The sequence below is a fragment of the Microbacterium xylanilyticum genome, from assembly GCF_054654695.1.
This window is the reverse complement of the sequence record NZ_BAAIEN010000002.1, coordinates 1,857,824-1,879,276: the sequence shown is the minus strand read 5'-3', so window position 1 is coordinate 1,879,276 and position 21,453 is coordinate 1,857,824. Positions and strand designations below refer to the sequence as shown.

At 71.7% G+C, this 21,453-nt stretch carries 25 protein-coding genes; 12 read left to right on the top strand and 13 right to left on the bottom strand.

Annotated elements, in window-relative coordinates:
* Positions 1 to 7 precede the first annotated feature (7 nt).
* Positions 8 to 829 carry a TrmH family RNA methyltransferase gene (locus ACYQ1L_RS09490; RefSeq protein WP_460003932.1) on the bottom strand — a complete coding sequence of 274 codons (822 nt, stop codon included), beginning with the start codon at positions 827 to 829 and terminating at the stop codon, positions 8 to 10.
* A 115-nt stretch (positions 830 to 944) separates the two neighbouring features.
* On the opposite strand from ACYQ1L_RS09490, the gene ACYQ1L_RS09485 reads away from it, so the two are divergent.
* The 3 genes from ACYQ1L_RS09485 to ACYQ1L_RS09475 all read left to right on the top strand — a co-directional run bounded on the left by ACYQ1L_RS09485 (position 945) and on the right by ACYQ1L_RS09475 (position 3,776).
* Complete coding sequence (locus ACYQ1L_RS09485) at positions 945 to 1,769, top strand: Sir2 family NAD-dependent protein deacetylase (RefSeq protein ID WP_460005792.1); 825 nt, start codon at positions 945 to 947, stop codon at positions 1,767 to 1,769.
* Complete coding sequence (locus ACYQ1L_RS09480; protein WP_460003931.1) at positions 1,766 to 2,350, top strand: histidine phosphatase family protein; 585 nt, start codon at positions 1,766 to 1,768, stop codon at positions 2,348 to 2,350. The genes ACYQ1L_RS09485 and ACYQ1L_RS09480 overlap by 4 nt, the downstream gene beginning before the upstream one ends.
* A 142-nt stretch (positions 2,351 to 2,492) precedes the next feature.
* Positions 2,493 to 3,776 (top strand): MFS transporter, encoded by a 1,284-nt coding sequence (locus ACYQ1L_RS09475; protein ID WP_460005791.1) that lies wholly within the window; start codon positions 2,493 to 2,495, stop codon positions 3,774 to 3,776.
* A 9-nt stretch (positions 3,777 to 3,785) separates the two neighbouring features.
* Here ACYQ1L_RS09475 and ACYQ1L_RS09470 read toward each other — a convergent pair whose 3' ends face one another.
* Genes ACYQ1L_RS09470 through ACYQ1L_RS09460 form a run of 3 tightly spaced genes read right to left on the bottom strand, consistent with a single transcriptional unit; the run spans position 3,786 to position 7,289 of the window.
* Positions 3,786 to 5,171, bottom strand: a complete 1,386-nt coding sequence (locus tag ACYQ1L_RS09470; protein ID WP_460003930.1) for a dihydrolipoamide acetyltransferase family protein — start codon at positions 5,169 to 5,171, stop codon at positions 3,786 to 3,788.
* Positions 5,168 to 6,178, bottom strand: coding sequence for an alpha-ketoacid dehydrogenase subunit beta (locus ACYQ1L_RS09465; protein ID WP_460003929.1), 1,011 nt, complete (start codon positions 6,176 to 6,178; stop codon positions 5,168 to 5,170). The genes ACYQ1L_RS09470 and ACYQ1L_RS09465 overlap by 4 nt, the downstream gene beginning before the upstream one ends.
* Before the next feature lies 1 nt (position 6,179).
* Complete coding sequence (locus ACYQ1L_RS09460; RefSeq protein ID WP_460003928.1) at positions 6,180 to 7,289, bottom strand: thiamine pyrophosphate-dependent enzyme; 1,110 nt, start codon at positions 7,287 to 7,289, stop codon at positions 6,180 to 6,182.
* A gap of 159 nt (positions 7,290 to 7,448) precedes the next feature.
* Between ACYQ1L_RS09460 and ACYQ1L_RS09455 the strand changes: the two genes are divergently transcribed.
* On the top strand, positions 7,449 to 7,934 hold the full coding sequence (locus ACYQ1L_RS09455; RefSeq protein ID WP_460003927.1) for an Lrp/AsnC family transcriptional regulator: 486 nt from the start codon (positions 7,449 to 7,451) through the stop codon (positions 7,932 to 7,934).
* Here ACYQ1L_RS09455 and ACYQ1L_RS09450 read toward each other — a convergent pair.
* The gene (locus ACYQ1L_RS09450) at positions 7,894 to 8,793 is read right to left on the bottom strand and encodes an alpha/beta fold hydrolase (protein WP_460003926.1); all 900 of its coding nucleotides are present in this window, start codon (positions 8,791 to 8,793) and stop codon (positions 7,894 to 7,896) included. The two genes, ACYQ1L_RS09455 and ACYQ1L_RS09450, sit on opposite strands and share 41 nt — an antisense overlap.
* A gap of 127 nt (positions 8,794 to 8,920) precedes the next feature.
* On the opposite strand from ACYQ1L_RS09450, the gene ACYQ1L_RS09445 reads away from it, so the two are divergent.
* Positions 8,921 to 9,664, top strand: coding sequence for an exonuclease domain-containing protein (locus ACYQ1L_RS09445; protein ID WP_460003925.1), 744 nt, complete (start codon positions 8,921 to 8,923; stop codon positions 9,662 to 9,664).
* A gap of 87 nt (positions 9,665 to 9,751) precedes the next feature.
* Here the strand turns inward: ACYQ1L_RS09445 and ACYQ1L_RS09440 are convergent, their stop codons facing one another.
* From ACYQ1L_RS09440 to glgA, 3 genes are all read right to left on the bottom strand, one after another.
* The gene (locus ACYQ1L_RS09440; protein ID WP_159575906.1) at positions 9,752 to 10,009 is read right to left on the bottom strand and encodes a type B 50S ribosomal protein L31; all 258 of its coding nucleotides are present in this window, start codon (positions 10,007 to 10,009) and stop codon (positions 9,752 to 9,754) included.
* A 133-nt stretch (positions 10,010 to 10,142) separates the two neighbouring features.
* Positions 10,143 to 10,928 (bottom strand): ABC transporter ATP-binding protein, encoded by a 786-nt coding sequence (locus ACYQ1L_RS09435; RefSeq protein WP_460003924.1) that lies wholly within the window; start codon positions 10,926 to 10,928, stop codon positions 10,143 to 10,145.
* A gap of 16 nt (positions 10,929 to 10,944) precedes the next feature.
* A complete protein-coding gene (gene glgA / locus ACYQ1L_RS09430; RefSeq protein WP_460003923.1) occupies positions 10,945 to 12,129 on the bottom strand; it encodes a glycogen synthase in 1,185 nt (394 codons plus the stop codon).
* Positions 12,130 to 12,175: 46 nt separating this feature from the next.
* Between glgA and ACYQ1L_RS09425 the strand changes: the two genes are divergently transcribed.
* The 3 genes from ACYQ1L_RS09425 to ACYQ1L_RS09415 all read left to right on the top strand — a co-directional run bounded on the left by ACYQ1L_RS09425 (position 12,176) and on the right by ACYQ1L_RS09415 (position 14,891).
* Positions 12,176 to 13,420 carry a glucose-1-phosphate adenylyltransferase gene (locus tag ACYQ1L_RS09425; protein ID WP_460003922.1) on the top strand — a complete coding sequence of 415 codons (1,245 nt, stop codon included), beginning with the start codon at positions 12,176 to 12,178 and terminating at the stop codon, positions 13,418 to 13,420.
* A gap of 63 nt (positions 13,421 to 13,483) precedes the next feature.
* The gene (serB, locus tag ACYQ1L_RS09420) at positions 13,484 to 14,119 is read left to right on the top strand and encodes a phosphoserine phosphatase SerB (RefSeq protein ID WP_460003921.1); all 636 of its coding nucleotides are present in this window, start codon (positions 13,484 to 13,486) and stop codon (positions 14,117 to 14,119) included.
* 79 nt (positions 14,120 to 14,198) lie between these two features.
* Positions 14,199 to 14,891, top strand: coding sequence for an alpha/beta fold hydrolase (locus tag ACYQ1L_RS09415; RefSeq protein ID WP_460003920.1), 693 nt, complete (start codon positions 14,199 to 14,201; stop codon positions 14,889 to 14,891).
* Positions 14,892 to 14,978: 87 nt separating this feature from the next.
* On the opposite strand, the gene fabG is transcribed toward ACYQ1L_RS09415, so the two are convergent.
* Entirely contained in the window at positions 14,979 to 15,689 is a 711-nt protein-coding gene (gene fabG, locus ACYQ1L_RS09410; protein ID WP_460003919.1) for a 3-oxoacyl-ACP reductase FabG, read from the bottom strand.
* A 117-nt stretch (positions 15,690 to 15,806) separates the two neighbouring features.
* Between fabG and ACYQ1L_RS09405 the strand changes: the two genes are divergently transcribed.
* From ACYQ1L_RS09405 to ACYQ1L_RS09390, 4 genes are read left to right on the top strand one after another with little or no spacing between them, the layout of a single operon-like run.
* Positions 15,807 to 16,391, top strand: a complete 585-nt coding sequence (locus tag ACYQ1L_RS09405; RefSeq protein WP_460003918.1) for a DUF4190 domain-containing protein — start codon at positions 15,807 to 15,809, stop codon at positions 16,389 to 16,391.
* Between the two features lie 51 nt (positions 16,392 to 16,442).
* Entirely contained in the window at positions 16,443 to 16,799 is a 357-nt protein-coding gene (locus ACYQ1L_RS09400) for a DUF3099 domain-containing protein (protein WP_460003917.1), read from the top strand.
* Positions 16,796 to 17,014 (top strand): hypothetical protein, encoded by a 219-nt coding sequence (locus tag ACYQ1L_RS09395; RefSeq protein WP_460003916.1) that lies wholly within the window; start codon positions 16,796 to 16,798, stop codon positions 17,012 to 17,014. Before ACYQ1L_RS09400 ends, ACYQ1L_RS09395 begins: the two co-directional genes overlap by 4 nt.
* On the top strand, positions 17,011 to 17,841 hold the full coding sequence (locus ACYQ1L_RS09390; protein ID WP_460003915.1) for an SURF1 family cytochrome oxidase biogenesis protein: 831 nt from the start codon (positions 17,011 to 17,013) through the stop codon (positions 17,839 to 17,841). Before ACYQ1L_RS09395 ends, ACYQ1L_RS09390 begins: the two co-directional genes overlap by 4 nt.
* Positions 17,842 to 17,868: 27 nt before the next feature.
* On the opposite strand, the gene abc-f is transcribed toward ACYQ1L_RS09390, so the two are convergent.
* The 4 genes from abc-f to ACYQ1L_RS09370 all read right to left on the bottom strand — a co-directional run bounded on the left by abc-f (position 17,869) and on the right by ACYQ1L_RS09370 (position 21,449).
* The gene (gene abc-f, locus ACYQ1L_RS09385) at positions 17,869 to 19,467 is read right to left on the bottom strand and encodes a ribosomal protection-like ABC-F family protein (RefSeq protein WP_159575916.1); all 1,599 of its coding nucleotides are present in this window, start codon (positions 19,465 to 19,467) and stop codon (positions 17,869 to 17,871) included.
* A gap of 126 nt (positions 19,468 to 19,593) precedes the next feature.
* Positions 19,594 to 20,199 carry a CbiQ family ECF transporter T component gene (locus tag ACYQ1L_RS09380; RefSeq protein WP_460003914.1) on the bottom strand — a complete coding sequence of 202 codons (606 nt, stop codon included), beginning with the start codon at positions 20,197 to 20,199 and terminating at the stop codon, positions 19,594 to 19,596.
* Positions 20,200 to 20,209: 10 nt separating this feature from the next.
* Positions 20,210 to 20,890 carry an energy-coupling factor ABC transporter ATP-binding protein gene (locus ACYQ1L_RS09375; protein ID WP_460003913.1) on the bottom strand — a complete coding sequence of 227 codons (681 nt, stop codon included), beginning with the start codon at positions 20,888 to 20,890 and terminating at the stop codon, positions 20,210 to 20,212.
* On the bottom strand, positions 20,880 to 21,449 hold the full coding sequence (locus ACYQ1L_RS09370; RefSeq protein WP_460003912.1) for a biotin transporter BioY: 570 nt from the start codon (positions 21,447 to 21,449) through the stop codon (positions 20,880 to 20,882). The genes ACYQ1L_RS09375 and ACYQ1L_RS09370 overlap by 11 nt, the downstream gene beginning before the upstream one ends.
* Positions 21,450 to 21,453 lie beyond the last annotated feature (4 nt).

Here is a 21,453-nt window from a genome sequence, read left to right as displayed (position 1 = left end):
GAACGCCTCAGCGGCGGCGCCGGGCGGGCGGATGCGCCAGGGCCCATAGGGCGACAGCCGCCGTGGAGGCGACGTTGAGCGAGTCCACGCCGCCGGCCATGGGGATCGTCACGACCGTGTCGGCCGCGGCCAGGGCGTCCGCGGTGAGACCGGGCCCCTCGGATCCGAACGCGAGCGCCACGCGCTCCGGACGGGTGGCCGCATACTCCTCCAGCGGCACCGCATCGTCGCGCAGCGCCAGGGCGGCGAGCCCGATCCCCTCCGCACGCAGCAGAGGGACGAGCTCCTCCCAGTCGCGGAACCGCGTCCAGGGCACCTGGAACACGGATCCGGTGCTGACCTTGACGCTGCGGCGGTACAGCGGATCCGCGCAGCGCGCCGAGACGAGCACCGCGTCAGCGCCGAGGGCGGCGGCCGCCCGGAAGGCGGACCCGACGTTCGCATGCTCGATGAGGTCCTCCAGCACGAGAACCGTGCGCGCTCCCCGCAGGATCGCGGGCGGCTCCGGGAGCGGCGGCCGGTGCATGGCGGCCAGGGCGCCGCGGTGCACGGGGAAGCCCGCCACCGCCTCGACCACGCCATCCGGGCAGACGTACACCGGCACCGCATCGGCGAGGGCGAGGTCGCGGATCCCGGGGAGCCAGCGCTCCTGAGTCAGGATCGACCGCGGCCGGTGCCCCGCCCGCACCGCGCGCTCGATCACCTTGAGCGACTCGGCGATGTACAGGCCGCCCTCGACGTCCCGGCGCGCACGCAGCGCGGTGTCGGTCAGGCCCCGGAAGTCGTCGAGGCGAGGATCGGCGGGGTCGTCGATGCGGATCTCGTGCACGGATCCACTCTCCCAGGTCGGTCGACGCGCGTGCGCCGCTCGCCCGCGACGCGCGGCCCGCCGCCCGGCGGCAGGCGCCCGTAGACTCGAGCGGGGAGGTTCCGTGAACAGCAGCATGCCGTCGTTGCACGCGCAGCTCGAGCCGGTCGCCGAACTGCTGGCCGACCGCCGCATCGCCTTGCTCACCGGCGCCGGTCTCTCCACGGACTCGGGCATCCCCGCCTACCGCGGCGCGGGATCCGCACCGCGGCGCACCCCGATGACCGTGCAGACGTTCCTCGGATCCGAGGACGCGCAGCGCCGCTACTGGCTGGGCGGTCACCTCGGCTGGCGTTCCTTCGGCACCGCCGATCCGAACCCGGGGCACCGCGCGATCGCCGGGCTCGAGTCCGCCGGACGAGCGGTCGGGGTGATCACGCAGAACGTCGACGGGCTGCATCTCGCAGCCGGGTCCGCGCGCGTGGTCGAACTGCACGGCACGATGCGCACCGTGCTGTGCCTGCGGTGCGGCCAGGCGTTCTCGCGCGACGCCGTGGCCGCGCAGATCGAGGAGCGCAACCCCTGGCTCGACGTGCCGGACGAGGTGCTGCTCGCCCCGGACGGCGATGTCCGGCCGGAGAGCACGGCCGGGTTCCTCCTCCCGATCTGCACGGTGTGCCAGGGCCCGCTCAAGCCGGACGTGGTCTTCTTCGGCGAGTTCATCCCCGCCGACCGGTTCGCCACCGCCGAGGCCCTGCTGCGCTCCGGCGATGCGCTCGTCGTCGCCGGGTCGTCGCTCGTGGTGAACTCCGGGATCCGGATCATCGACCGGGCGCGCCGACGGGGCCTCCCCATCGTCATCGTCAATCTCGAACCGACCCGCGCCGACGCCTGGGCCTCCGCGACCATCGCGGCCTCCACCAGCGTCGTCCTCCCCGCCCTTCAGGAGCTGCTGTCGTGACCCTCATCACCCTCGTCCGCCACGGTCAGACCGACTGGAACCTGGAGGGCCGGATCCAAGGATCCACCGACATCCCCCTCAACGACACCGGACGCGCGCAGGCACGCGACGCCGCGCGGCGCCTCGCCGGCACGCCCTTCGACCACGTCTACGCGAGCCCCCTCAGCCGCGCCCGCGAGACCGCGGAGATCATCGCCTCCGAGCTCGGACTCCCGGCGCCGCTGATCACGGTCGGCATGCGCGAGCACGAGTTCGGCGACGCCGAGGGGATGCTCTGGGACCAGTACGTGGAGCGATTCCGCGCGCGCCGCGAGGACGTGCCGGGCGCGGAGACCGTCGAGGCGCTCACCGCTCGCGCTCTGGCCTCGCTCGACCGGATCGCGCTCGCCGCCCGGCGCCGCTCCGCGCCCCGCGTCGAGTCGGTGCTGATCTGCACCCACGGGGGCGTCATCCGCGCGCTGCTCGAGCACGTGTCCGGCGGCACCCTTCCCGCACCGGGCGAGCGCCTGGGGAACGGCTCCGTGCACCGCTTCGCCATGGACGGCGGCGGGCTCCGGCTGCTCGACGCGGCCGCGGTGTGAGCGTGCCGCGCGCTGCGCTGGACCGGTGCCGTCCCGGCGCGGCCCGGTGCGGTCCCGGCGCGGCTCGGGGTCGGGCGTAGGATCGAAAGAGCCGCCGACCCCGAGGAGAGCCGTGAATCCCGCCCCTGCACCGACCTGGCGGATGTGGCTCATCTGGACGGTGGGGGTCGCGGCCTACGTGCTGTCGATCACGAACCGCACCTCGCTGTCCGCCGTCGGCGTGGATGCGGCGCATCTGTTCCAGGCCGATGCGTCCACGCTCTCGCTGTTCGCGGTGCTCCAGCTCGCCGTGTACGGGCTCATGCAGATCCCGGTCGGCCTGCTGCTGGATCGGTTCGGATCCCGTCCGATCATGGTCGCGGGGATGCTGCTGATGGCGATCGGCCAGCTCGTCATGGCGTTCGCTCCCAACGTCGGCGTCGCGATCGTGGCGCGCATGATCCTCGGCGCCGGTGACGCCGCGATCTTCCCCGGCGTGCTGCGCCTGGTCGCGATCTGGTTCCCCGCCCAGCGGGGGCCCCTGATGGCACAGCTGACGGGCATCGTGGGTCAGCTCGGCCAGCTGGTGGCGCTGATCCCGCTGCCGCTGCTCCTGCATTCGACCACGTGGTCGGTCGCGTTCGGGAGCCTGGCGGGGCTCGGCGTGCTGTTCACGGTGCTCGTGTTCGCGCTGATCCGCAACCGGCCGCCCGAGCTCACCGAGGATGTGTCGGTGAACACGGACACCGGTGCGATCCGGGTCGTGACCTCGCAGGTGGACCTGCGGGTCTCGCTGCGCGAAGCGCTTGCGCACCCCGGCACCCGCCTCGGCTTCTGGACGCACTTCACCACGCCCTTCGCCGGCACGGCCTTCATGATGCTCTGGGGCATCCCGTTCCTCACCAGCGGGGAGGGCCTGTCCACCGGCACCGCAGCACTCGTGACGACGGTCTACGTGCTGTTCGGGATCCTGTTCGGCCCGGTGCTGGGAACCCTCTCGGCGCGACACCCCACCAGCCGCTCCCTCATGCTCGTGCTGCCGACGATCGCCGTGCAGGTCGTCGCCTGGCTCGCCGTGGTGCTGTGGCCGGGTCCCGCGCCGCTCTGGCTGCTGATCGTCCTCGCCATCGCGCTCGCATCCGGCGGACCGGCCTCCATGGTCGCGTTCGACCACGCCCGGACGCACAACCCGCAGCACCGGCTCAGCACGGCGACCGGCGTGGTCAACGGCGGCGGCTTCCTGGCCGCGCTCATCGCGATCTTCCTGATCGGACTCGCCCTCGACCTGCAGGGCGCCGGCACGCCGGCGACGTATTCGCTCGACGCGTTCCGCTGGGCGTTCCTCACGCAGGCGCCGCTGTGGCTGCTCGGCACGGCCTTCATCGTGCGGGAGCGGCGGCTGACCCGGCGCGTACTGGGTCTGGACCGCCGCTCCCGAGAGGGCTGATCGCGTCGATCAGCCGAGCAGCATCGCCCGGCCGGGCTCCTGCAGGACGTCGGCGACGGCCTTCAGGAACTGGGCGCCTTCGGCACCGTCCACGATGCGGTGGTCGAACGAGAGGCTGAGCGTCATGACGTCGCGCAGCGCGATCCCGCCGTCGTGCTCCCAGGGCATGCGCCGCACCGCGCCGAGGGCGAGGATGCCGGTCTGCCCCGGCGGCAGGATCGGCGTGCCGGCATCGATGCCGAAGACTCCGATGTTGGTGAGCGAGAACGTGCCGCCCACGAGGTCGGCGGGCGCGGTCTTCCCGCTGCGCGCGGTGCGGGTCAGCTCCGCGATCGCCGCGGCGAGCTCGCCCAGCGCCATGCGCTCGGCGTCGCGGATGATCGGCACGATGAGCCCGCGGTCCGTGGCCGCGGCGATGCCGAGGTCGACGAAGTGCTGCTGCACGATCTCGCCCGCCTCGCCGTCCCAGCGGGAGTTCAGACCAGGGAAGCGTCCGAGCGCCAGGCACACCGCCTTCGCGACGATCGTCAGCACCCCGATGCGCGGGGCATCCGGCGCGGCGGTCTTGCGCAGCGACGCGATGAGCTCGCTCGTCGCCGTCACGTCGACGGTGTGGAACGTGGTCACGTGCGGCGCCGTGAAGGCGCTCTGGACCATGGCCTCCGCGGTGTGCTTGCGGACGCCGCGGATCGGGATGCGCGTGGTGGCGCGCTCCCCCGTCGCCGGACGGACGCGGGCCGGCGACGGGGGAGCGGATGCGCCGGCATCGGGCTCGGAGGTCGTCCCGGCGGCGCGCTGGGCGACCCGTTCCCGGTACGCATCCACGTCGGCCCGCGTGATCACGCGGTCGCCGAGCTCGGCCGCGACGAGCGCGAGATCCACGCCGAGCCCCTTCGCGTAGGCGCGCACCGGGGGCGTGGAGCGCGGCCGCTCCCCGCGCACCGGCGGAGCGGGGTGCACCTCGATCGCGTCATGCGGCGCCGCGACACGCACCTCGGCGTCGGTGGCCACGGCGGTCGCGGTTCCCGCGGCAGCGCGACGGGCCCTGCGCTGGGGACGGCCGGCGGAGGGCGCGGCACCGTAGCCGACGAGGTTCGGACCGGATCCCTCTTCGACGGCCTGTGCGGGGGCCGCCGGCGCGGGTGTCGGCTCCGCGCCTTCGATCTCGAAACCCACCAGGGGGGCACCGACCGGAACCACGTCGCCGGCGGCGGCGTGCAGCGCCGTGATCACGCCGGCGTGCGGCGAGGGCAGCTCGACGACCGCCTTGGCGGTCTCGACCTCTGCGAGGGTCTGGTTCAGGGTGACGGTATCGCCCTCGGCGACCAGCCACTGCACGATCTCTGCCTCGGTGAGACCCTCGCCGAGGTCCGGGAGGAGGAATTCCTGCTTCATCGGTCCGCCCCCTCCAGCAGCGGCTCGTCATCGCACACCCGGTCGACCGCATCCAGGATCCGGTCCAGGTCGGGCAGGTGGAACTTCTCGAGCTTGGCCGGCGGGTATGGGATGTCGTGACCGGTGACCCGGAGAGGCGCCGCCTCCAGCCAGGTGAAGCACTTCTCGGTGATGCTCGCGATCACCTCGGCGGCCACGCCGGCCTCGCGTGCGGCCTCGTGCACGACCACGACGCGCCCCGTGCGCCGCACCGAGGCGCACACGGTTCCGTAGTCGACCGGGGAGAGCGATCGCAGATCGATGACCTCGAGCGAGCGGCCCTCGGCCTCGGCGGCCTCCGCGGCGTCGAGCGCGGTGCGCACCATCGCGCCGTACGTGACGATCGTGACGTCGCCGCCCTCCCGCACGACACGGGCGAGGCCCATGGGCGCCGCATCGGCGAGCGGGGTGTCCAGATCGACTTCGCCCTTGGCGTGGTAGAGGCGCTTGGGCTCGAAGAAGATCACGGGATCGTCGCTCGCGATGGCCTGCCGCAGGCAGGTGTACGCGTCCTGCGGGTTGGACACCGCGACGACGCGGAGGCCGGCCGTGTGCACGAAGTACGCCTCGGGCGACTCCGAGTGGTGCTCGGCTGCCCCGATGCCACCGCCCCAGGGGATGCGGATGGTGATCGGCATCGGCACCGTGCCCTGCGTGCGGTAGTGCAGCTTGGCTACCTGGGAGACGATCTGGTCGAAGGCGGGATACACGAAGCCGTCGAACTGGATCTCCACCACCGGCCGGTACCCGCGCATCGCGAGCCCGACGGCGGTGCCGACGATGCCGGACTCCGCGAGCGGCGTATCGATGATCCGCTCGGCGCCGAACTCGTCCAGCAGGCCGTCGGTGATGCGGAACACTCCCCCGAGCTTGCCGATGTCCTCGCCGAGCAGCACCACCTTCGGGTCGTCCGCCAGCGACTGCTTCAGGGCGGCGCCGAGCGCCTTGCCCATCGTCATCTGCACCATGTCACGCCTCCGCGAGGGTCGCGAGGTAGCGCGCGTAGTCGGCGCGCTCCTCCGCGAGTCCGGTGTGCGGCTCGGCGTACACGCCGTCGAACACCGCGAGCGGCTCGCGGGTGGTCATGCTCAGGCACGCGCTGCGCATCCGCATGGCGGCCTCTTCCGCCTCGGCGGCGAAACCGGCGGCGAGTTCGTCGGTGAGCACACCCTCGTTGCGCAGCAGCGTCTCCAGCCGCGTGAGCGGGTCCTTGCCGCGCCAGTACTCGAGCTCGGCCGGGTCGCGGTAGCGGGTCGGGTCGTCGGCCGTGGTGTGCGGGCCCATCCGGTAGGTGACGAGCTCGAGGAACGCCGGGGAGCCGCCCCGCGCCTGCTCGAGCGCCCAGCGCGTCGCCGCGAACACGGCGAGCACGTCGTTGCCGTCCACGCGCATGCTGGGGATGCCGAAGCCCGGCGCACGCCCGGCGATCGGGTACTGCGACTGCACGGCGACCGGCTCGGAGATCGCCCAGTGGTTGTTCTGGCAGATGAAGACCACCGGTGCGCGGTAGGAGGAGGCGAACACCATGGCCTCGTTCACGTCGCCCTGGCTCGTTGCGCCGTCGCCGAAGTACGTCACGGCGACCTGGTCCGAACCGTCGTGCAGGATGCCCAGGGCGTAGCCGACGGCGTGCAGGGTCTGCGCGCCGATGATGATCTGCAGCGGAGCCATGTGCATCACGGCGGGGTCGTAGGCGGCGCCCTCCTCCCCGCGCCACATCCGCACGTAGTCGCCGGGCTGCGCGCCGCGCACCAGCATCACGCCGGTCTCGCGATAGCTGGGGAACACGACGTCGTCGTCCTTCAGCGCGCGCGCCGATCCGATCTGCGCGGCTTCCTGACCCTGGCAGGGCGCCCACAGGCCGAGCTGGCCCTGACGCTGCAGGGCCACGCCCTCGGCATCGATGCGGCGCAGCACCACCATGTCGCGCAGCAGGGCCAGGAGCTGCTCGGAGCTGACATCCGCGGCGAAGGGCGCCAGGCGCGCGTCGGCGTGGCGACGACCGCCCGCATCGATCAGGGTCGCGGGCTCGTCCAGTCCGATGCCGGTGACCGTGATGGGATCAAGGTGGGTAGACATCTTCGTCCTCCTCAGTGGATCCGCCCTCGTGAAGCGGAACCGATGCGTCTTCGCTGTGCCTTGAGCGTACGTCCGCTTGACACGTCGCTCAAGCATTCCGGCATGCCCTGAGCATGTTGCGCAATTATCGCCTCGTCTCCCCTGCTACCCTTTGGCAACATGGCAACCCTCGATCGCACCGATCTCGACATCCTCGAGATGCTCTCGGCCGACCCCCGCACCACGGTGGTCGCGATGGCGGAGAAGCTCCGCCTCTCCCGCAACACGATCCAGGCGCGCATGGCGCGCTTGGAGCAGACCGGCGTCTTCCTGCCGTATGAGCGCGCCTTCTCAACGGCCGTGCTGGGCTACCCGCTGCAGGCGTTCATCAGCATCGGGCTGCGGCAGACCGAGCTGCCCCGGATCATCGCGGAGCTCGCCCGGGTGCCGGAGGTCGTGCAGGCGCACGGGCTCAGCGGATCCATCGACCTGCTCGCCCTGGTCGCCTGCCGCGACGCGCGTCACCTGTTCGACACGGACGCCAGAATCCTGTCGATCGACGGGGTCGAGCGGACCGAGACATCGCTCGCGATGGGCGAGGTGATCCCGTTCCGCGTGGGCGGTCTCATGGGGCTGGCACGGCGAGAGGCCGGAGGAACCGCCTGATCGCTCCCGCCGCCTCGGCCGGCGTCTCGTAGTGGATCAGGTGCCCGACGTGGGCGATCTCGACGAGCTCGGCGTCCGGGAACAGCACGACCAGCCGGCGCTCGGCCTCGATCGGGGTGATGTCGTCGCGCTGCGCGGCGATGAGCAGGGTCGGCACCGCGATGCGGGGCGCGAACTCGCGCACGTCGTGCGACACGCTGGTGCGGAACGCCTGGCTGAGGACCTCGCGGTCGGCGAACCGTGAGAAGTACGTGTCGTGCTGATCGTGCACGAACCGGCGCAGCGCGGGATCGGTGGTCTTCGCCATCGCGATGCTCATGGCCCGCACGATGATGCGGTTTCGCAGGAGTCCGGTGCCGACCCGCTCCGGCAGCCGCGCACCCAGGGCGTAGTACAGGATCGCCAGGCGGGTGAGCACCGCCTTCGGCCCCTCCAGCGCGGGCGCGCCGATCGGGTTCACCAGGATCAGCCGCGGCGTCTGCAGCCCGCGCGCGACGGCGGCCGAGGCGACGATGGATCCGAACGAGTGCCCCAGGATGACGGCCCCGGGTGCGACCGCCGCGGCGAAGTCCGTGAGCCAGGCAGCGTACGCCTCGATGTCGTGCACGCGCCCGGGCAGCGGGGCGGTCTCGCCGAATCCCGGCAGGTCCGGCATGATCACGCGGACGCCCGGGAGATGCGCGACCACCGGCTCCAGTCCGTGGTGCTCTCCGCGGAAGCCGTGCACGGCGAGGACGGTGGTGTCGGCGTCCTCCGGGCCGTAGGCCCAGTACGCGGTGCGCCCGCCGAGCACCTCGGCCTCGAAGCGCTGCACGGGGACGCGATCCAGGCGTGCGGCGTAGGGCGAGGGAACGGGCATGCCTCGAGTCTACGGGCGGCGGCGCGCGGGCCCCGTCCCCCGAGCGCCCGGTACCCGCCGCCGCGGGGTCGCGGCACCGCCGCGCGCCGTCGCCGCGATGTCCGGGCCCCGCCCTACGGTGGGCGTCATGACTCCGCCGCCGCTGCCGCCCTGGCTGACCCGCGTCGGAGTCTTCGACCTGGAGACCACCGGGATCGACGTCACGCGCGACCGGATCGTCACCGCGCACGTCGGCGTCCTCGACCACCACGGGGCCGAGATCGCGGCGCGCACCTGGCTCGCCGACCCCGGGATCCCGATCCCCGCCGGCGCCACCGCGATCCATGGCATCACATCCGAGCGCGCGCACCGTGACGGCGCGCCCGCGGCGCAGGTGGTCGCCGGCGTCGTGGCCGCACTGCGGTCGCTGCTCGACCAGGGCGTGCCGCTCGTCGCGTACAACGCCGCGTTCGACTTCTCCCTGCTCGCGCACGAGGCGCGGCGCCACCGCATCGCCCCGCTGGAGAATCCGGCACCGGTGATCGATCCGCTCGTCATCGACAAGGCATACGACCGCTACCGTCCCGGCAAGCGCACACTCGAGATCGTCGCGGCGCACTACCGCGTCGATCTCGTCGGCGCGCACGACGCCTCCGCCGACGCCGTCGCGGCAGGGCGCGTGGCGCAGGCCCTCGCGCAGCGCTTCCCGCTGCCGCCGAGCGCTGCGGAGCTGCACACGCGTCAGATCGCCTGGGCGAGGGCGCAGGCAGCGAGCCTCACCGACTACTTCGTGCGGATCGGCCGGATCGACCCGACCGATCGCCTGGACGGCCGCTGGCCGGTGCGCGACGGGGACCCTGCCCGTCAGGACTCCCCTGCCGCGACGTGGTGACGGCTGGCGTTCATCCGGCGGATCCATGCCCCCGGTCGCCCCGGACACGACGAAGGCCCCGCCGGAGCGGGGCCTTCGAGGAAGCGATTACTTGGAGGAACCGCCGAAGTTCTTGAAGCGCTGGTTGAACTTCTCGACGCGACCGGCCGAGTCCATGATGCGCTGCTTGCCCGTGTAGAACGGGTGCGAGGCGGAGGAGATCTCGACGTCGATGACGGGGTACTCCACGCCGTCGAGCTCGATCGTCTTGTCGCTGGTCACCGTCGAGCGGGTCAGGAACGTGTCTCCGGTGCCGAGGTCGCGGAACACGACGGCCTGGTACTCGGGGTGGATGTCAGTCTTCATGGGATTCCTTACGTGGTGCCCTGGATTGTGCCAGGGGCGAGGGAAGTCTGCGGTGCAGAACGCACCAAGGGTCGATTCTAGCACTCCTTGACGCCGATCCCGCGCTCGCAGCGGGGCGCGAGCGCGGCAGGGGTCAGGACGCGGCGCGCGCCGCGAACCGGCCGTCGACCCGGTCCAGGGCGATCGGCATGCCGAACGTCTCGCTCAGCGCCTCGGCGGTGAGGGTCTGCTCGATCGGGCCGGCGGCCACGATCCGCCCCTCGCGGAGCAGCAGCACGTGCGTGAAGCCCACGGGGATCTCCTCCACGTGGTGCGTCACCATGACCATGGCGGGCGTCGTCGGGGACTGGGCGAACCCGCTGAGCAGGCCCAGCAGCTCCTCCCGGGCGCCGAGGTCGAGGCTCGCGCTCGGCTCGTCCAGCAGCAGGAGCTCCGGATCCGTCATCACCGCACGGGCGATCTGCACGCGCTTCTGCTCGCCGTCGCTCAGCGTGCCGAAGTGGCGCTCGGACAGGTGCTCCAGGTGCCACTGCTCCAGCACGCGCGTCGCGCGGCGCTCGTCGAGCGACTCGTACGACTCGTTCCAGCGCCCCATCACCGAGTACGCCGCCGTCATCACGGTGTTCAGCACGGTCTCGTCCGCGGGGATCCGACGGGCCATCGCGGAGGAGGCGAAGCCGATGCGCGGGCGGATCTCGAACACGTCCGTACGGCCGAGGGTCTCCCCCAGCACGTCGACGCGACCCTGCGTCGGGTGCATCAGCGTGTCGGCGAGCTGCAGCAGCGTCGTCTTGCCTGCGCCGTTCGGTCCGAGCACGACCCAGCGCTGGTCGTCCGCGACGGTCCAGGAGAGGTGATCGACGATGTTGCGGCCGTCGCGGCGCACCACGACATCCGAGAATTCGAGGACGGCAGACATGCCTTCAGCCTATCGGTCAGGCCGTGAGCTCCTCGTAGAGCGCCCGGGTCGTGTCGGCGATCGCGGCCCAGCTGAACTCGTCCGCCGCGCGCTGACGACCGGCCTCGCCGTAGGCCTTCGCGCGCTCCGGATCCGAGACGACCTCGGTGAGCACCGCGGCCAGATCCGACGCGAAGCGCTCCGGGTCCACAGGGGTGCCCGTGCCGTCCTGCACCTGCTCGATCGGCACCAGCCGGCCAGTCACGCCGTCGACGACGACCTCCGGGATGCCGCCCGTCGCCGTGCCGACGACGGCGGTGCCGCAGGCCATGGCCTCGAGGTTCACGATCCCCAGCGGCTCGTAGACGGAGGGGCAGACGAAGGTGGTCGCGGCCGTCAGGATCGCGGAGAGCTCGTGGCGCGGGAGGAACTCCTCGATCCAGACGACGCCCGTGCGGGTCGCGGTGAGGTCGGACACCAGGCCGCGCACCTCGTCCATGATCTCCGGAGTGTCGGGCGCCCCGGCACAGAGCACGAGCTGCACCTCGGGCGGCAGCTTGACCGCGGCCCGCAGGAAGTACGGCAGGCCCTTCTGCCGGGTGATCCGGCCGACGAACACGACGGAGGGGCGCGACGGGTCGATGCCGTGCTTCGCGAGGACCCCCGGGTCGTCGACGGGATGCCAGGCGTCGACGTCGATGCCGTTGTAGATGACCCGCACCTTCGCGGGATCCACCTGGGGGTAGGCACGGAGGATGTCGTTGCGCATGCCGCCGCTCACCGCGATGATCGCCGCCGCGTTCTCATAGGCGAGCCGCTCGATGCCGCTGGACACGGCATAGCCGCCGCCGAGCTGCTCCGCCTTCCACGGACGCAGCGGCTCGAGGCTGTGCGCGGTCAGCACATGCGGGATGCCGTGCAGCTGCGCGGCGATGTGCCCCGCGAAGTTCGCGTACCAGGTGTGGCTGTGCACCACGTCGGCTCCGGCGACGTCCGGAACCATGTCGAGATCCGTGCCGAGGGTCTGCAGGGCGGCGTTGGCGCCAGCGAGCTCGGCAGGCGTCCGATAGGCCGTCACACCCGGTTCGTCACGGTCCGCACCGAAGGCGCGCACCTGCACATCGATGCTCTCGCGCAGCGCTTTCACGAGTTCTGCGACGTGGACGCCGGCGCCTCCGTAGATCTCCGGCGGGTATTCCTTGGTGATGACGTCGACGCGCATGTCATGAAGGTAGTACACGGCGACCGCCTGCCTCTATGGTGGACGCATGTCCGCACCAAAGAAGGTTTTCGGGATCATCCTCGCCGGCGGCGAGGGGAAGCGACTCATGCCTCTGACGGCCGACCGGGCCAAGCCCGCGGTGCCTTTCGGCGGCCAGTACCGCCTGATCGATTTCGCCATCTCCAACCTCATCAATTCCGGTCTCAGACAGGTCGTGGTGCTGACGCAGTACAAGTCGCACAGCCTGGACCGCCACATCTCCCAGACGTGGCGGATGTCGGCCCTGCTCGACTCCTACGTCGCCTCGGTCCCGGCACAGCAGCGTCTCGGCAAGCGGTGGTTCTCGGGCTCCGCGGACGCCATCCTGCAAAGCCTGAACCTCATCAACGACGAGAAGCCGGACATCGTCGTCGTCATCGGCGCCGACCACGTGTACCGCATGGACTTCCGGCAGATGATCGACGCGCACATCGCCTCCGGCGCGCGCGCCACCGTCGCCGGCATCCGCCAGCCACTCGCCCTCGCCTCGCAGTTCGGCGTCATCGACGTCGCCGAGGGGGACTCCGGCCGCATCCACCAGTTCCTCGAGAAGCCGTCGGACCCGACGGGCCTGCCCGACTCGCCGCACGAGGTGCTCGCGTCCATGGGCAACTACGTCTTCGACGCGGACGCCCTCATCGAGGCCGTGGAGGCGGACGGCGAGCTCGCCGGCTCGAACCACGACATGGGCGGCGACATCGTCCCCTACTTCGTGGAGCGCGGCGAGGCGGGCTTCTATGACATGAAGCAGAACGAGGTGCCGGGATCCTCGCCCCGCGACCGCTCGTACTGGCGGGATGTGGGCACGATCGAGTCGTTCTTCGACGCGCACATGGATCTCATCTCGACCCTGCCGATCTTCAACCTCTACAACATGGAGTGGCCGATCCACTCGCAGGCGGTCAACTCGCCGCCGGCGAAGTTCGTGCGCGACTCGGTGGGACGGATCGGCAACGCGATCGACTCGATCGTGTCGCTGGGATCCGTGCTGTCCGGCACGCATCTGGAACGCAGCGTCGTCGGGCCGTGGACGCTGGCCGCGGGAGGCTCGACCATCACCGACTCCGTGCTGTTCGACGGCGTGCGGGTGGGGCAGGGCGCCCGCGTGCATCGCGCGATCCTCGACAAGAACGTGGTTCTGCTCGACGGCGCCACCGTCGGAGTGGACCGCGAACGCGACCTGGAGCGCGGTTTCACGATCACGGAGACCGGGTTGACGGTGGTCGGCAAGGGCGTGCGCATCGAACGCTGAGCCGGCCGCCCCGCGGCCGTCACACCGGCGGGGATCCACGGCCTCGGCCGCTACGCTCATCGGGTGACATCTGCGCGCTTCCTCGTCGTCCTCGATGCCGATTCCACGCTCATCCGCAACGAGGTGATCGAGCTCCTCGCCGACGAGGCCGGCCGGCGAGCGGAGGTGCAGGCGGCCACCGAGGCGGCCATGCGCGGCGAAGTCGACTTCGCCACGAGCCTGCGCTCCCGGGTCGCGGCCCTCGCGGGCGTTCCCGCCACGGCGTTCGCGCGGGTGCGCAGCCGCATCGAGCCCACCCCGGGCGTGCAGGAGCTGACCGCCGCGGTGCATGAGCGCGGTGGCGTCGTCGGCGTGGTCTCCGGCGGGTTCCACGAGATCCTGGACGCCGTGGCGCCCGCCCTGGGCGTCGACCGCTGGCGCGCGAACCGCCTCGAGGTGACCGACGGCGCCCTCAGCGGCCGTGTCGACGGCGAGATCGTGGACGCGGCGGCCAAGGCGGCATCCCTCAGGGAGTGGGCGGCGGAGCTCGGCGTCCCCCCGCACGCCACGATCGCGATCGGCGACGGGGCCAACGACCTGCAGATGATGGCCACCGCCGGTCTCGGGATCGCGTTCAACGCCAAGCCCGCCGTGCGCGCGGCGGCGTCGCTCGTGGTCGGCCCGGTCGATCTCGCGCAGGTCATCCCGCTGCTGCCCTGACGCCCCCGGGCGGGCGGCGCGGGTCGCCGAGGAGTAGGCCCCAGTGCCGGATGTCGGCGGCCCGGCTTAGCGTGGTGCCATGAAGCTCATCCTTGTTCCCGGACTGTGGCTCGATGCCGATTCCTGGGCGCCCGTGCTCGAACCGCTCCGTGCCACGGGCCATGATCCGCAGCCCCTCACCATGCCCGGTGTCGGCGTCCCCGCACCCGACTCGGCAGACATCCACCTGCAGGACTGGGTCGATGCCGTCGTCGCCGCCATCGACGACGCGTCCGGAGAAGTCGTCCTCGTCGGGCACTCGGGTGGCGGCAACGTCATCTGGGGCGCCGTCGATGCGCGTCCGGATCGCGTGCACCGCGCGATCTTCGTCGATTCCGCGCCTCCGGCGGACGGCGTGGGCATCAGCGAGTTCGACGTCGTCGACGGGGTCGTCCCCTTCCCCGGATGGGACTTCTTCCCCGAGGACGAGGTGCGCGATCTCGACGCAGCGACGCGCGCATCCGCGGCGGCCTCCGCGCACAGCGTGCCTGCGCACGTGCCGACGGATCCGATCTCGCTGCACGACGAGCGCCGCTATGCGGTGCCGGTGACCCTGTTGATGGGATCGGTCGAGCGTCCGGAGTTCGAGGAGGCGCTCTCGCACTGGGGCCCCTACAAGGACGAGTACGAGGCCCTCGACGACGTCGAGGTGATCCGCATCGGATCCGGGCACTGGCCGCAGTTCTCCGTGCCGGACCGCCTCGCCGAGCTGCTCGCCGCCGCGGTGCGCTGACCGCGCCGCGCGGGGCCGCGCCGACGGTCACCGAATCGGCGGTCCTGCGCGGGCGGCGGCGCTACCACCCCACGGCGGTGGGCCGGGTCAATGGCCCATGCCGAGACCGCCGTCGACGGGGATGACAGCGCCGGAGATGTACGCGGCGTCGTCGGAAGCCAGCCAGGTGACGACGCCCGCGACCTCGTCGGGCGAGGCGAACCGCCCCGCCGGGATGCTCGCCTTGTACTGCTTCTGAGTGTCCTCGGAGAGCTCCGCGGTCATGTCGGTCTCGATGAAGCCGGGCGCGACGACGTTCGCCGTGATCCCGCGCGCGCCCAGCTCGCGGGTGAGCGATCGTGCGAATCCGACGAGCGCGCTCTTGGAGGCCGCATAGTTGATCTGCCCGGCGGAGCCGTAGAGACCGACGACGCTGGAGATGAGGATCACCCGGCCGAAGCGGGCCTTGAGCATGCCCTTGGAAGCGCGCTTGACGACGCGGAAGGAGCCGCCGAGGTTGGTGGACACGACGCTGTCGAAATCCTCCTCGGACATCCGGAGCAGGAGCGTGTCCTTGGTGATGCCCGCGTTCGCGACCACGATCTCGACGGGACCGAGCTTCTGCTCGACCTCGGTGAACGCCGCGTCGACGGCGGCCGCGTCGGTGACGTCGGCACGGACCGTCAGCGTCCCTTCCGGCCCCTCGCCGCTGCGGGCGGTGACGGCGACCCGGTAGCCGTCCCGCACGAAGCGCTCGGCGATGGCGCGGCCGATGCCACGGTTGCCGCCGGTGACCAGGACGACGCGATCAGTGCTCATGCGGGACTCCCAAGAATCGAGGTGTACGGCACGCAAGCCTAGCGACCGGACAGGGCGTCAGGAATTGACACGGCCCTGGCCACGCGGAAATCTGTGTGGTGAACCAGGAGGAAGCGCATGAGCAACGACAACGGCGGGATCCCGCCCCAGGGGCAGCAGCCCGCATACCCGGGCGGCCCGGTGGCCCCGCAGCAGCCGCCCACGTACCCGGGAGCCGCCGTGCCGCCGCAGCCCTCCTATCCGGGCGCCGCGCCGCAGCAGCCGCCTGCACCCTCCTACCCGGGAGCCGCGCCTCAGCAGCCCGGCTACCCCGGTTCCGCGCCGCAGTCCCAGGGCTACCCCGGTGCCGCGCCGGCCGCGCCGGGCTACGGCGCACCATCGTACGGACAGCCCTACGCCCCGCCGTACCCCGTGCCGCTGAAGTCGAACGGCCTCGCCATCGCTGCGCTCATCTGCGGCATCGCGGGAGTGGTGCTGTTCTGGCTCGCCTACATCGTGCTGCCGTTCCTCGCCGCGGTGACGGCGATCATCACGGGCCACCTGGCCCTCGGGAGGATCAAGCGGGACCCGGCACTCGGCGGGAAGGGCATCGCCCTGACCGGCGTCATCCTGGGCTACGTGGGCGCGGTCCTTAACCTCGTCATCGGCATCGGCTTCCTGCTGCTCATCGTCTACGGCATCTCGCAGGGAAGCAGCTACTGAGTCGTCCTCTGCGACGATCGCCGGGTCGCGGCGGCGTAGGCTGGAGTCATCGTGAAAAGGACTCCCGACGCCGCCGTGACCTCCCTGCCGCGCGCCCCGCGCGACGAGGCACGAGACCGCGTGCGCCATTACGCGATCACCATGGGGATCCGCACGATCTGCTTCATCCTCGTCTTCACCGTGCAGCCGATGGGCTGGTGGACGTGGGTCTTCGCGATCGCCGCCGCGGTGCTGCCCTACATCGCCGTGGTGTTCGCCAACGCGGGTGACGACTCCGTCCCCACGGGCGTCGAATCGCCGCTCATCGAGCTCGAGTCGCCTGCCGGGCAGCAGGACGAGGCACCGCGCGATCCGCAGGTGATCACGGTCGCGGAGACGCCGGCGCGCCCCGCAGAGCCGCGATCATGAACGCGCCCGAACGGGAGCTGAAATGCTCCCGGGCGGGTTGCCGTGCGGCAGCCACGAACCGGATCGTCTGGCGGAATCCGCGCATCCACGGGCCCGAGCGTGAGAAGGTCTGGCTCGCCTGCCCTGAGCATCTGCGCTTCCTGTACGACTACCTGCGCGCCCGCGACTTCCCGGCGAGGATCGACGCCGCCGTCGGCGAGGGCGAGCGGGAATGATGCGGCAGCGTCTGCTCCGCTGGAGCGCCTATCTCGCCGTGGCGATCGTGTTCGCCGTCGTGTGCGCGTACCTGTCGAACTGGCAGTTCTCCCGCAACGAGGGACGGCAGACGCAGCTCGAGCTCGTGCAGCGCAACTACGACGCCGAGCCGGTGCCGCTCGACGATCTGCTGGCCCGAGGCGGGAAGCTCCCCGCGTCGGCGCAATGGCATCCGGTGACCCTGCACGGACGCTATGACGCGGGCGGGCAGCTCCTGGTGCGCAACCGACCGCACGGCGGCACGAGCGCCTTCGAGGTGCTCGTACCCTTCCGCACCGATGACGGCCGCGTCTTCGTCGTGAACCGCGGCTGGGTCGTCGCCGGCGAAGGCTCCGACGTGCCGACCTCGATCCCGGCCCCGCCGGCCGGCGACGCCACCGTGATCGCCCGGCTGCGGCCCGGCGAGCCGCTGCCTCCGTCCGGCCGCGGCGCCCCCGAGGGACAGGTGCCGAGCATCAACCTGCCCCTCGTGGCCGAGAAGACCGGCGACGGCGCGGCCGTCGACACGGGCGCGTACGGCGAGCTGGTGAGCGAGTCCCCCGCACCGTCCTCGCGGCCGCACGCGTTCGAGGCGCCCTCGGACGATCCGGGGCCGTTCCTCTCCTACGCGATCCAGTGGATCCTGTTCGCGATCATGGGCTTCATCTTCATCGGCTACGTCATCCGCACCGAGATCGTGAAGCACCGCGATGAGGCCGCCGGCCGCGCACCTCGCGGTCCGCGGCGCCGCCGCGATCGCGACATGGACGATGAGGACGCGCTGCTCGACGCCGTCGAGCAGCGCTGAGCCCGGCGCGATCGGTCCCGAACCGAGTCAGGCGAGCTCGATGAGCTCCTGGTACTCCTTCGACCAGATGTCCTCGACGCCGTCGGGCAGGATCAGCACACGCTCGGGGTTCAGCGACTCCACGGCGCCCGGGTCGTGCGAGACGAGCACGACCGCGCCCTCGTAGTGCGCGAGCGCGCCGAGGATCTCCTCGCGCGACGCGGGGTCGAGGTTGTTCGTGGGCTCGTCCAGCAGCAGCATGTTCGCGGAGGACACCACGAGCGTCGCGAGCGACAGCCGCGTCTTCTCCCCGCCGGAGAGCACGCCCGCAGGCTTGTGCACGTCGTCCCCGGTGAAGAGGAAGGATCCGAGGACCTTGCGCGCCTCGGTCTCGTTGAGGTCGGGAGCGGAGGACATCATGTTCTCCAGGACCGACCGGCTCACGTCGAGGTTCTCATGCTCCTGGGCGTAATAGCCGACCTTGAGGCCGTGTCCGGGCTCGAGCTGCCCGGTGTCGGGCTGGTCGACGCCGGCGAGGATGCGCAGCAGCGTGGTCTTGCCGGCGCCGTTCAGGCCCAGCACGACCACCTTGGAGCCGCGGTCGATCGCCAGGTCCACGTCGGTGAAGATCTCCAGCGAGCCGTAGGACTTTGACAGCCCGGACGCCATGAGCGGCGTCTTGCCGCAGGGCGCCGGCTTCGGGAACCGCAGCTTGGCGACCCGGTCGACCTGGCGCACCTCCTCAAGCCCGGAGAGGAGCTTCTCGGCGCGCGCCATCATCTGGTGCGCGGCGGCGGCCTTGGTCGCCTTCGCGCCGAAGCGGGCGGCCTGCTGCTGCAGCGTGGTCGCCTTCTTCTCGGCGTTCGCGCGCTCCTTCTTGCGCCGCTCCTCGTCTGCCACCCGCTGGCGCAGGTAGTTCTTCCAGTTCATGTTGTAGATGTCGATGACCTGGCGGTTCGCGTCGAGGTAGAAGACCCGGTTGACGGTCTCCCCGACGAGCTCCACGTCGTGGCTGATCACGATGAGGCCGCCTTTGTACCCCTTGAGGAACTCGCGCAGCCACACCACGCTGTCGGCGTCGAGGTGGTTGGTGGGCTCGTCCAGGATCATCGTCTCGGCGTCGGAGAACAGGATCCGGGCGAGCTCGATGCGGCGGCGCTGTCCGCCCGACAGCGTCTTCAGCGGCTGGTCGAGGATGCGGTCCGGCAGCGAGAGGTTGTGCGCGATCGACGCGGCCTCGGCCTCGGCAGCGTAGCCGCCGAGCGTCTCGAAGCGCTCGGTGAGGTTTCCGAACTGCCGCATGGCCTTCTCCGCGACCGCCGGGTCGTCGGACCCCATGGCCTCCGAGGCCTCGCGGATGCGGAGAGTGAGGGATCCGAGTCCGCGAGCGTCGAGGATGCGGGTGCGCGCCAGCATCTCGGGATCGCCCGAGCGCGGGTCCTGAGGAAGGTAGCCGAGCTCGCCGCTGCGCTCCACCTTGCCGTCCGACGGGATGAGGTCGCCGGCCAGCACCTTCGTGAGCGTCGTCTTGCCGGCGCCGTTGCGGCCGACCAGCCCGATCTTGTCGCCGTCGGCGACGCGGAAGGACACGTTCTCCATGAGGAGACGCGCTCCCACGCGGATCTCGAGGTCGTGCACGGCGAGCACAGCGGACGTCCGTTCTTCAGAAGGGGGTGAGCGGCCGGATGGCCAGCCTCCCAGTATAGGCGGCGCGCCCGGGAGGCCGCCGACCCGGCCGGTGCAGGCGCGTGCCGTCCGCAGATCCGGCAGCGCTCAGCCGGCGAGGCCGCGGGCGGCCAGCGCCTCCCCCACGGCGTCGGCGTGACGCATCGTGCGCACCAGGAGGGGCAGCGCCGCGCGCAGGCCCAGCCGCACGCCGCGGGCGTCCTGCGCCTCGCGGACGGCCCGCACGAACCCGCCGATCACCGGGACCATGGTCAGGGTGAGCGACAGCACCAGCCCGACCGCGTCCGCGTCGACGCCGATGCGCCGCAGCGGTCGCAGCAGCCGCACGATCAGCGCCATCAGCGCGCTCGTCGCCGTCGTCCGGGTGAGCAGCTCCGCCAGCAGCAGGAGCACCACGAGGCGGCCGGTGTTCACGACCGCCGCCGGAACGCCGACGAAGACGCCCAGCGCGACGCCGAGCACGAGGATCAGCCAGCGCAGGCGCCACCATGCGGCCCCCAGTTCCCGCACGCCGAACCCCCCGAGCGGGAAGAGCAGGCTCGCCACGACCACGCCCGTGAGGATCGGCGCGATCATGACGGCGTGCGCCGGGACGAACGACAGCGCGAGCGCGACCGCCGCCAGCACCGCGAGCTTCACGCCGGCAGGCGTCCGGTGCAGGAAGCCCGAGCCGGGACGGTACAGGGAGATCACGCGAACCGCCTCACGCGCACAGTTGCAGGTAGGAGGCGATCACGTCGTCCGGGGCGCCCTGAGCCTGCACCCGTCCGCCGTCGATGAGCACCGCCTCGTCGCATCGCCGGGCGAGGTCGAGGTCGTGGGTCACCAGCACGAGCGGGACCTCGAGCTCCTCCACCAGGGCATCGCCGATGCGCCGGCTGTTGCGCAGGTCGAGGCGCGTGGTCGGCTCGTCGGCGACGATCAGCTCCGGTCGGCCGATCAGCACCGAGGCGAGCGCGAGCAGCTGCTTCTCTCCGCCGGACAGTTCCGCCGTGGGCGCGTCGCGGAGCGCGTCGAGCCCGCAGAGCGCGAGCGCGGCGTCCACACGCGCGGCACGCTCCCGTTCCGACAGGCCGCGCAGGGAGAGGGCGAGATCCTCGGCCGGCGTCGGCATCAGGATCTGCGCCTCGGGATCCGCGAACACGAAGCCCACGCGCCGCCGCACCTCCCGCACGTCGCGAGCCGGATCCAGGCCTCCGACCCGCACGGCTCCGGAGGTCGCGACGCGGAGTCCGTTCAGCAGCCGGACCAGGCTCGACTTGCCGGATCCGTTCGCGCCGATCACGGCGGTCCTGCGCGCCGTGAGCCGCAGCGACACGTCGTCGAGGATCGTGCGGCCCTCCGCCCGAAGGGTGACCGAGCGCAGCTCGATGTCAGGCGACACGGAGCTCCGTCCGCGGGAACGCGCGCGGGTAGGCCCGCTGCAGCGCGACGCAGAGCGCGGTCGCCGCGACCGCCTTGATCAGGTCTCCCGGCAGGAAGATCAGGCTCGACAGGGCGGTGGGGCCGAGGGGTACACCGGTCACGAGGGCCTGCACGGGGACGCCGAAGACGTACACCGTGGCGATGCCGCCGAGCACTGCGGCGAGCCCGGCGCGCCACCAGGTGAGCCGTCGCGAGCCGGCGATCAGCCCGATCACGATCACGCCGGCGACCCAGCCGATCAGGTAGCCCGCACTGGGCCCGACGAACACGCCCAGTCCCCCGCGGCCTCCCGCGAGCACCGGAAGACCGGCGGCGGCCAGAGCGAGCACGGCGAGGACCGACAGCGGCGCGAGGCGCGGACCGAGGACGAGGCCGGCGAGCATCACGCCGAGGGTCTGCCCGGTGATGGGCACTCCCCCGGGCAGCGGCACGATCACCAGACCGAGCGCGATGATCAGCGCCGCGAACACGGCGATACGGGCGGCGTCGGAGCCCCAGGGGCGGCCGGTCGTCGTCATGGAG

Coding starts and splice junctions, on each gene's coding strand:
- ACYQ1L_RS09435 (WP_460003924.1), bottom strand. CDS start 10,928: ATGTCTGCCGTCCTCGAATTCTCGGATGTCGTGGTGCGCCGCGACGGC.
- ACYQ1L_RS09465 (WP_460003929.1), bottom strand. CDS start 6,178: ATGGTGCAGATGACGATGGGCAAGGCGCTCGGCGCCGCCCTGAAGCAG.
- ACYQ1L_RS09415 (WP_460003920.1), top strand. CDS start 14,199: ATGAAGCTCATCCTTGTTCCCGGACTGTGGCTCGATGCCGATTCCTGG.
- ACYQ1L_RS09390 (WP_460003915.1), top strand. CDS start 17,011: ATGATGCGGCAGCGTCTGCTCCGCTGGAGCGCCTATCTCGCCGTGGCG.
- fabG (WP_460003919.1), bottom strand. CDS start 15,689: ATGAGCACTGATCGCGTCGTCCTGGTCACCGGCGGCAACCGTGGCATC.
- ACYQ1L_RS09470 (WP_460003930.1), bottom strand. CDS start 5,171: ATGAAGCAGGAATTCCTCCTCCCGGACCTCGGCGAGGGTCTCACCGAG.
- ACYQ1L_RS09475 (WP_460005791.1), top strand. CDS start 2,493: ATGTGGCTCATCTGGACGGTGGGGGTCGCGGCCTACGTGCTGTCGATC.
- ACYQ1L_RS09425 (WP_460003922.1), top strand. CDS start 12,176: ATGTCCGCACCAAAGAAGGTTTTCGGGATCATCCTCGCCGGCGGCGAG.
- ACYQ1L_RS09405 (WP_460003918.1), top strand. CDS start 15,807: ATGAGCAACGACAACGGCGGGATCCCGCCCCAGGGGCAGCAGCCCGCA.
- ACYQ1L_RS09460 (WP_460003928.1), bottom strand. CDS start 7,289: ATGTCTACCCACCTTGATCCCATCACGGTCACCGGCATCGGACTGGAC.
- ACYQ1L_RS09455 (WP_460003927.1), top strand. CDS start 7,449: ATGGCAACCCTCGATCGCACCGATCTCGACATCCTCGAGATGCTCTCG.
- ACYQ1L_RS09370 (WP_460003912.1), bottom strand. CDS start 21,449: ATGACGACGACCGGCCGCCCCTGGGGCTCCGACGCCGCCCGTATCGCC.
- ACYQ1L_RS09440 (WP_159575906.1), bottom strand. CDS start 10,009: ATGAAGACTGACATCCACCCCGAGTACCAGGCCGTCGTGTTCCGCGAC.
- ACYQ1L_RS09485 (WP_460005792.1), top strand. CDS start 945: ATGCCGTCGTTGCACGCGCAGCTCGAGCCGGTCGCCGAACTGCTGGCC.
- ACYQ1L_RS09395 (WP_460003916.1), top strand. CDS start 16,796: ATGAACGCGCCCGAACGGGAGCTGAAATGCTCCCGGGCGGGTTGCCGT.
- ACYQ1L_RS09450 (WP_460003926.1), bottom strand. CDS start 8,793: ATGCCCGTTCCCTCGCCCTACGCCGCACGCCTGGATCGCGTCCCCGTG.
- glgA (WP_460003923.1), bottom strand. CDS start 12,129: ATGCGCGTCGACGTCATCACCAAGGAATACCCGCCGGAGATCTACGGA.
- ACYQ1L_RS09445 (WP_460003925.1), top strand. CDS start 8,921: ATGACTCCGCCGCCGCTGCCGCCCTGGCTGACCCGCGTCGGAGTCTTC.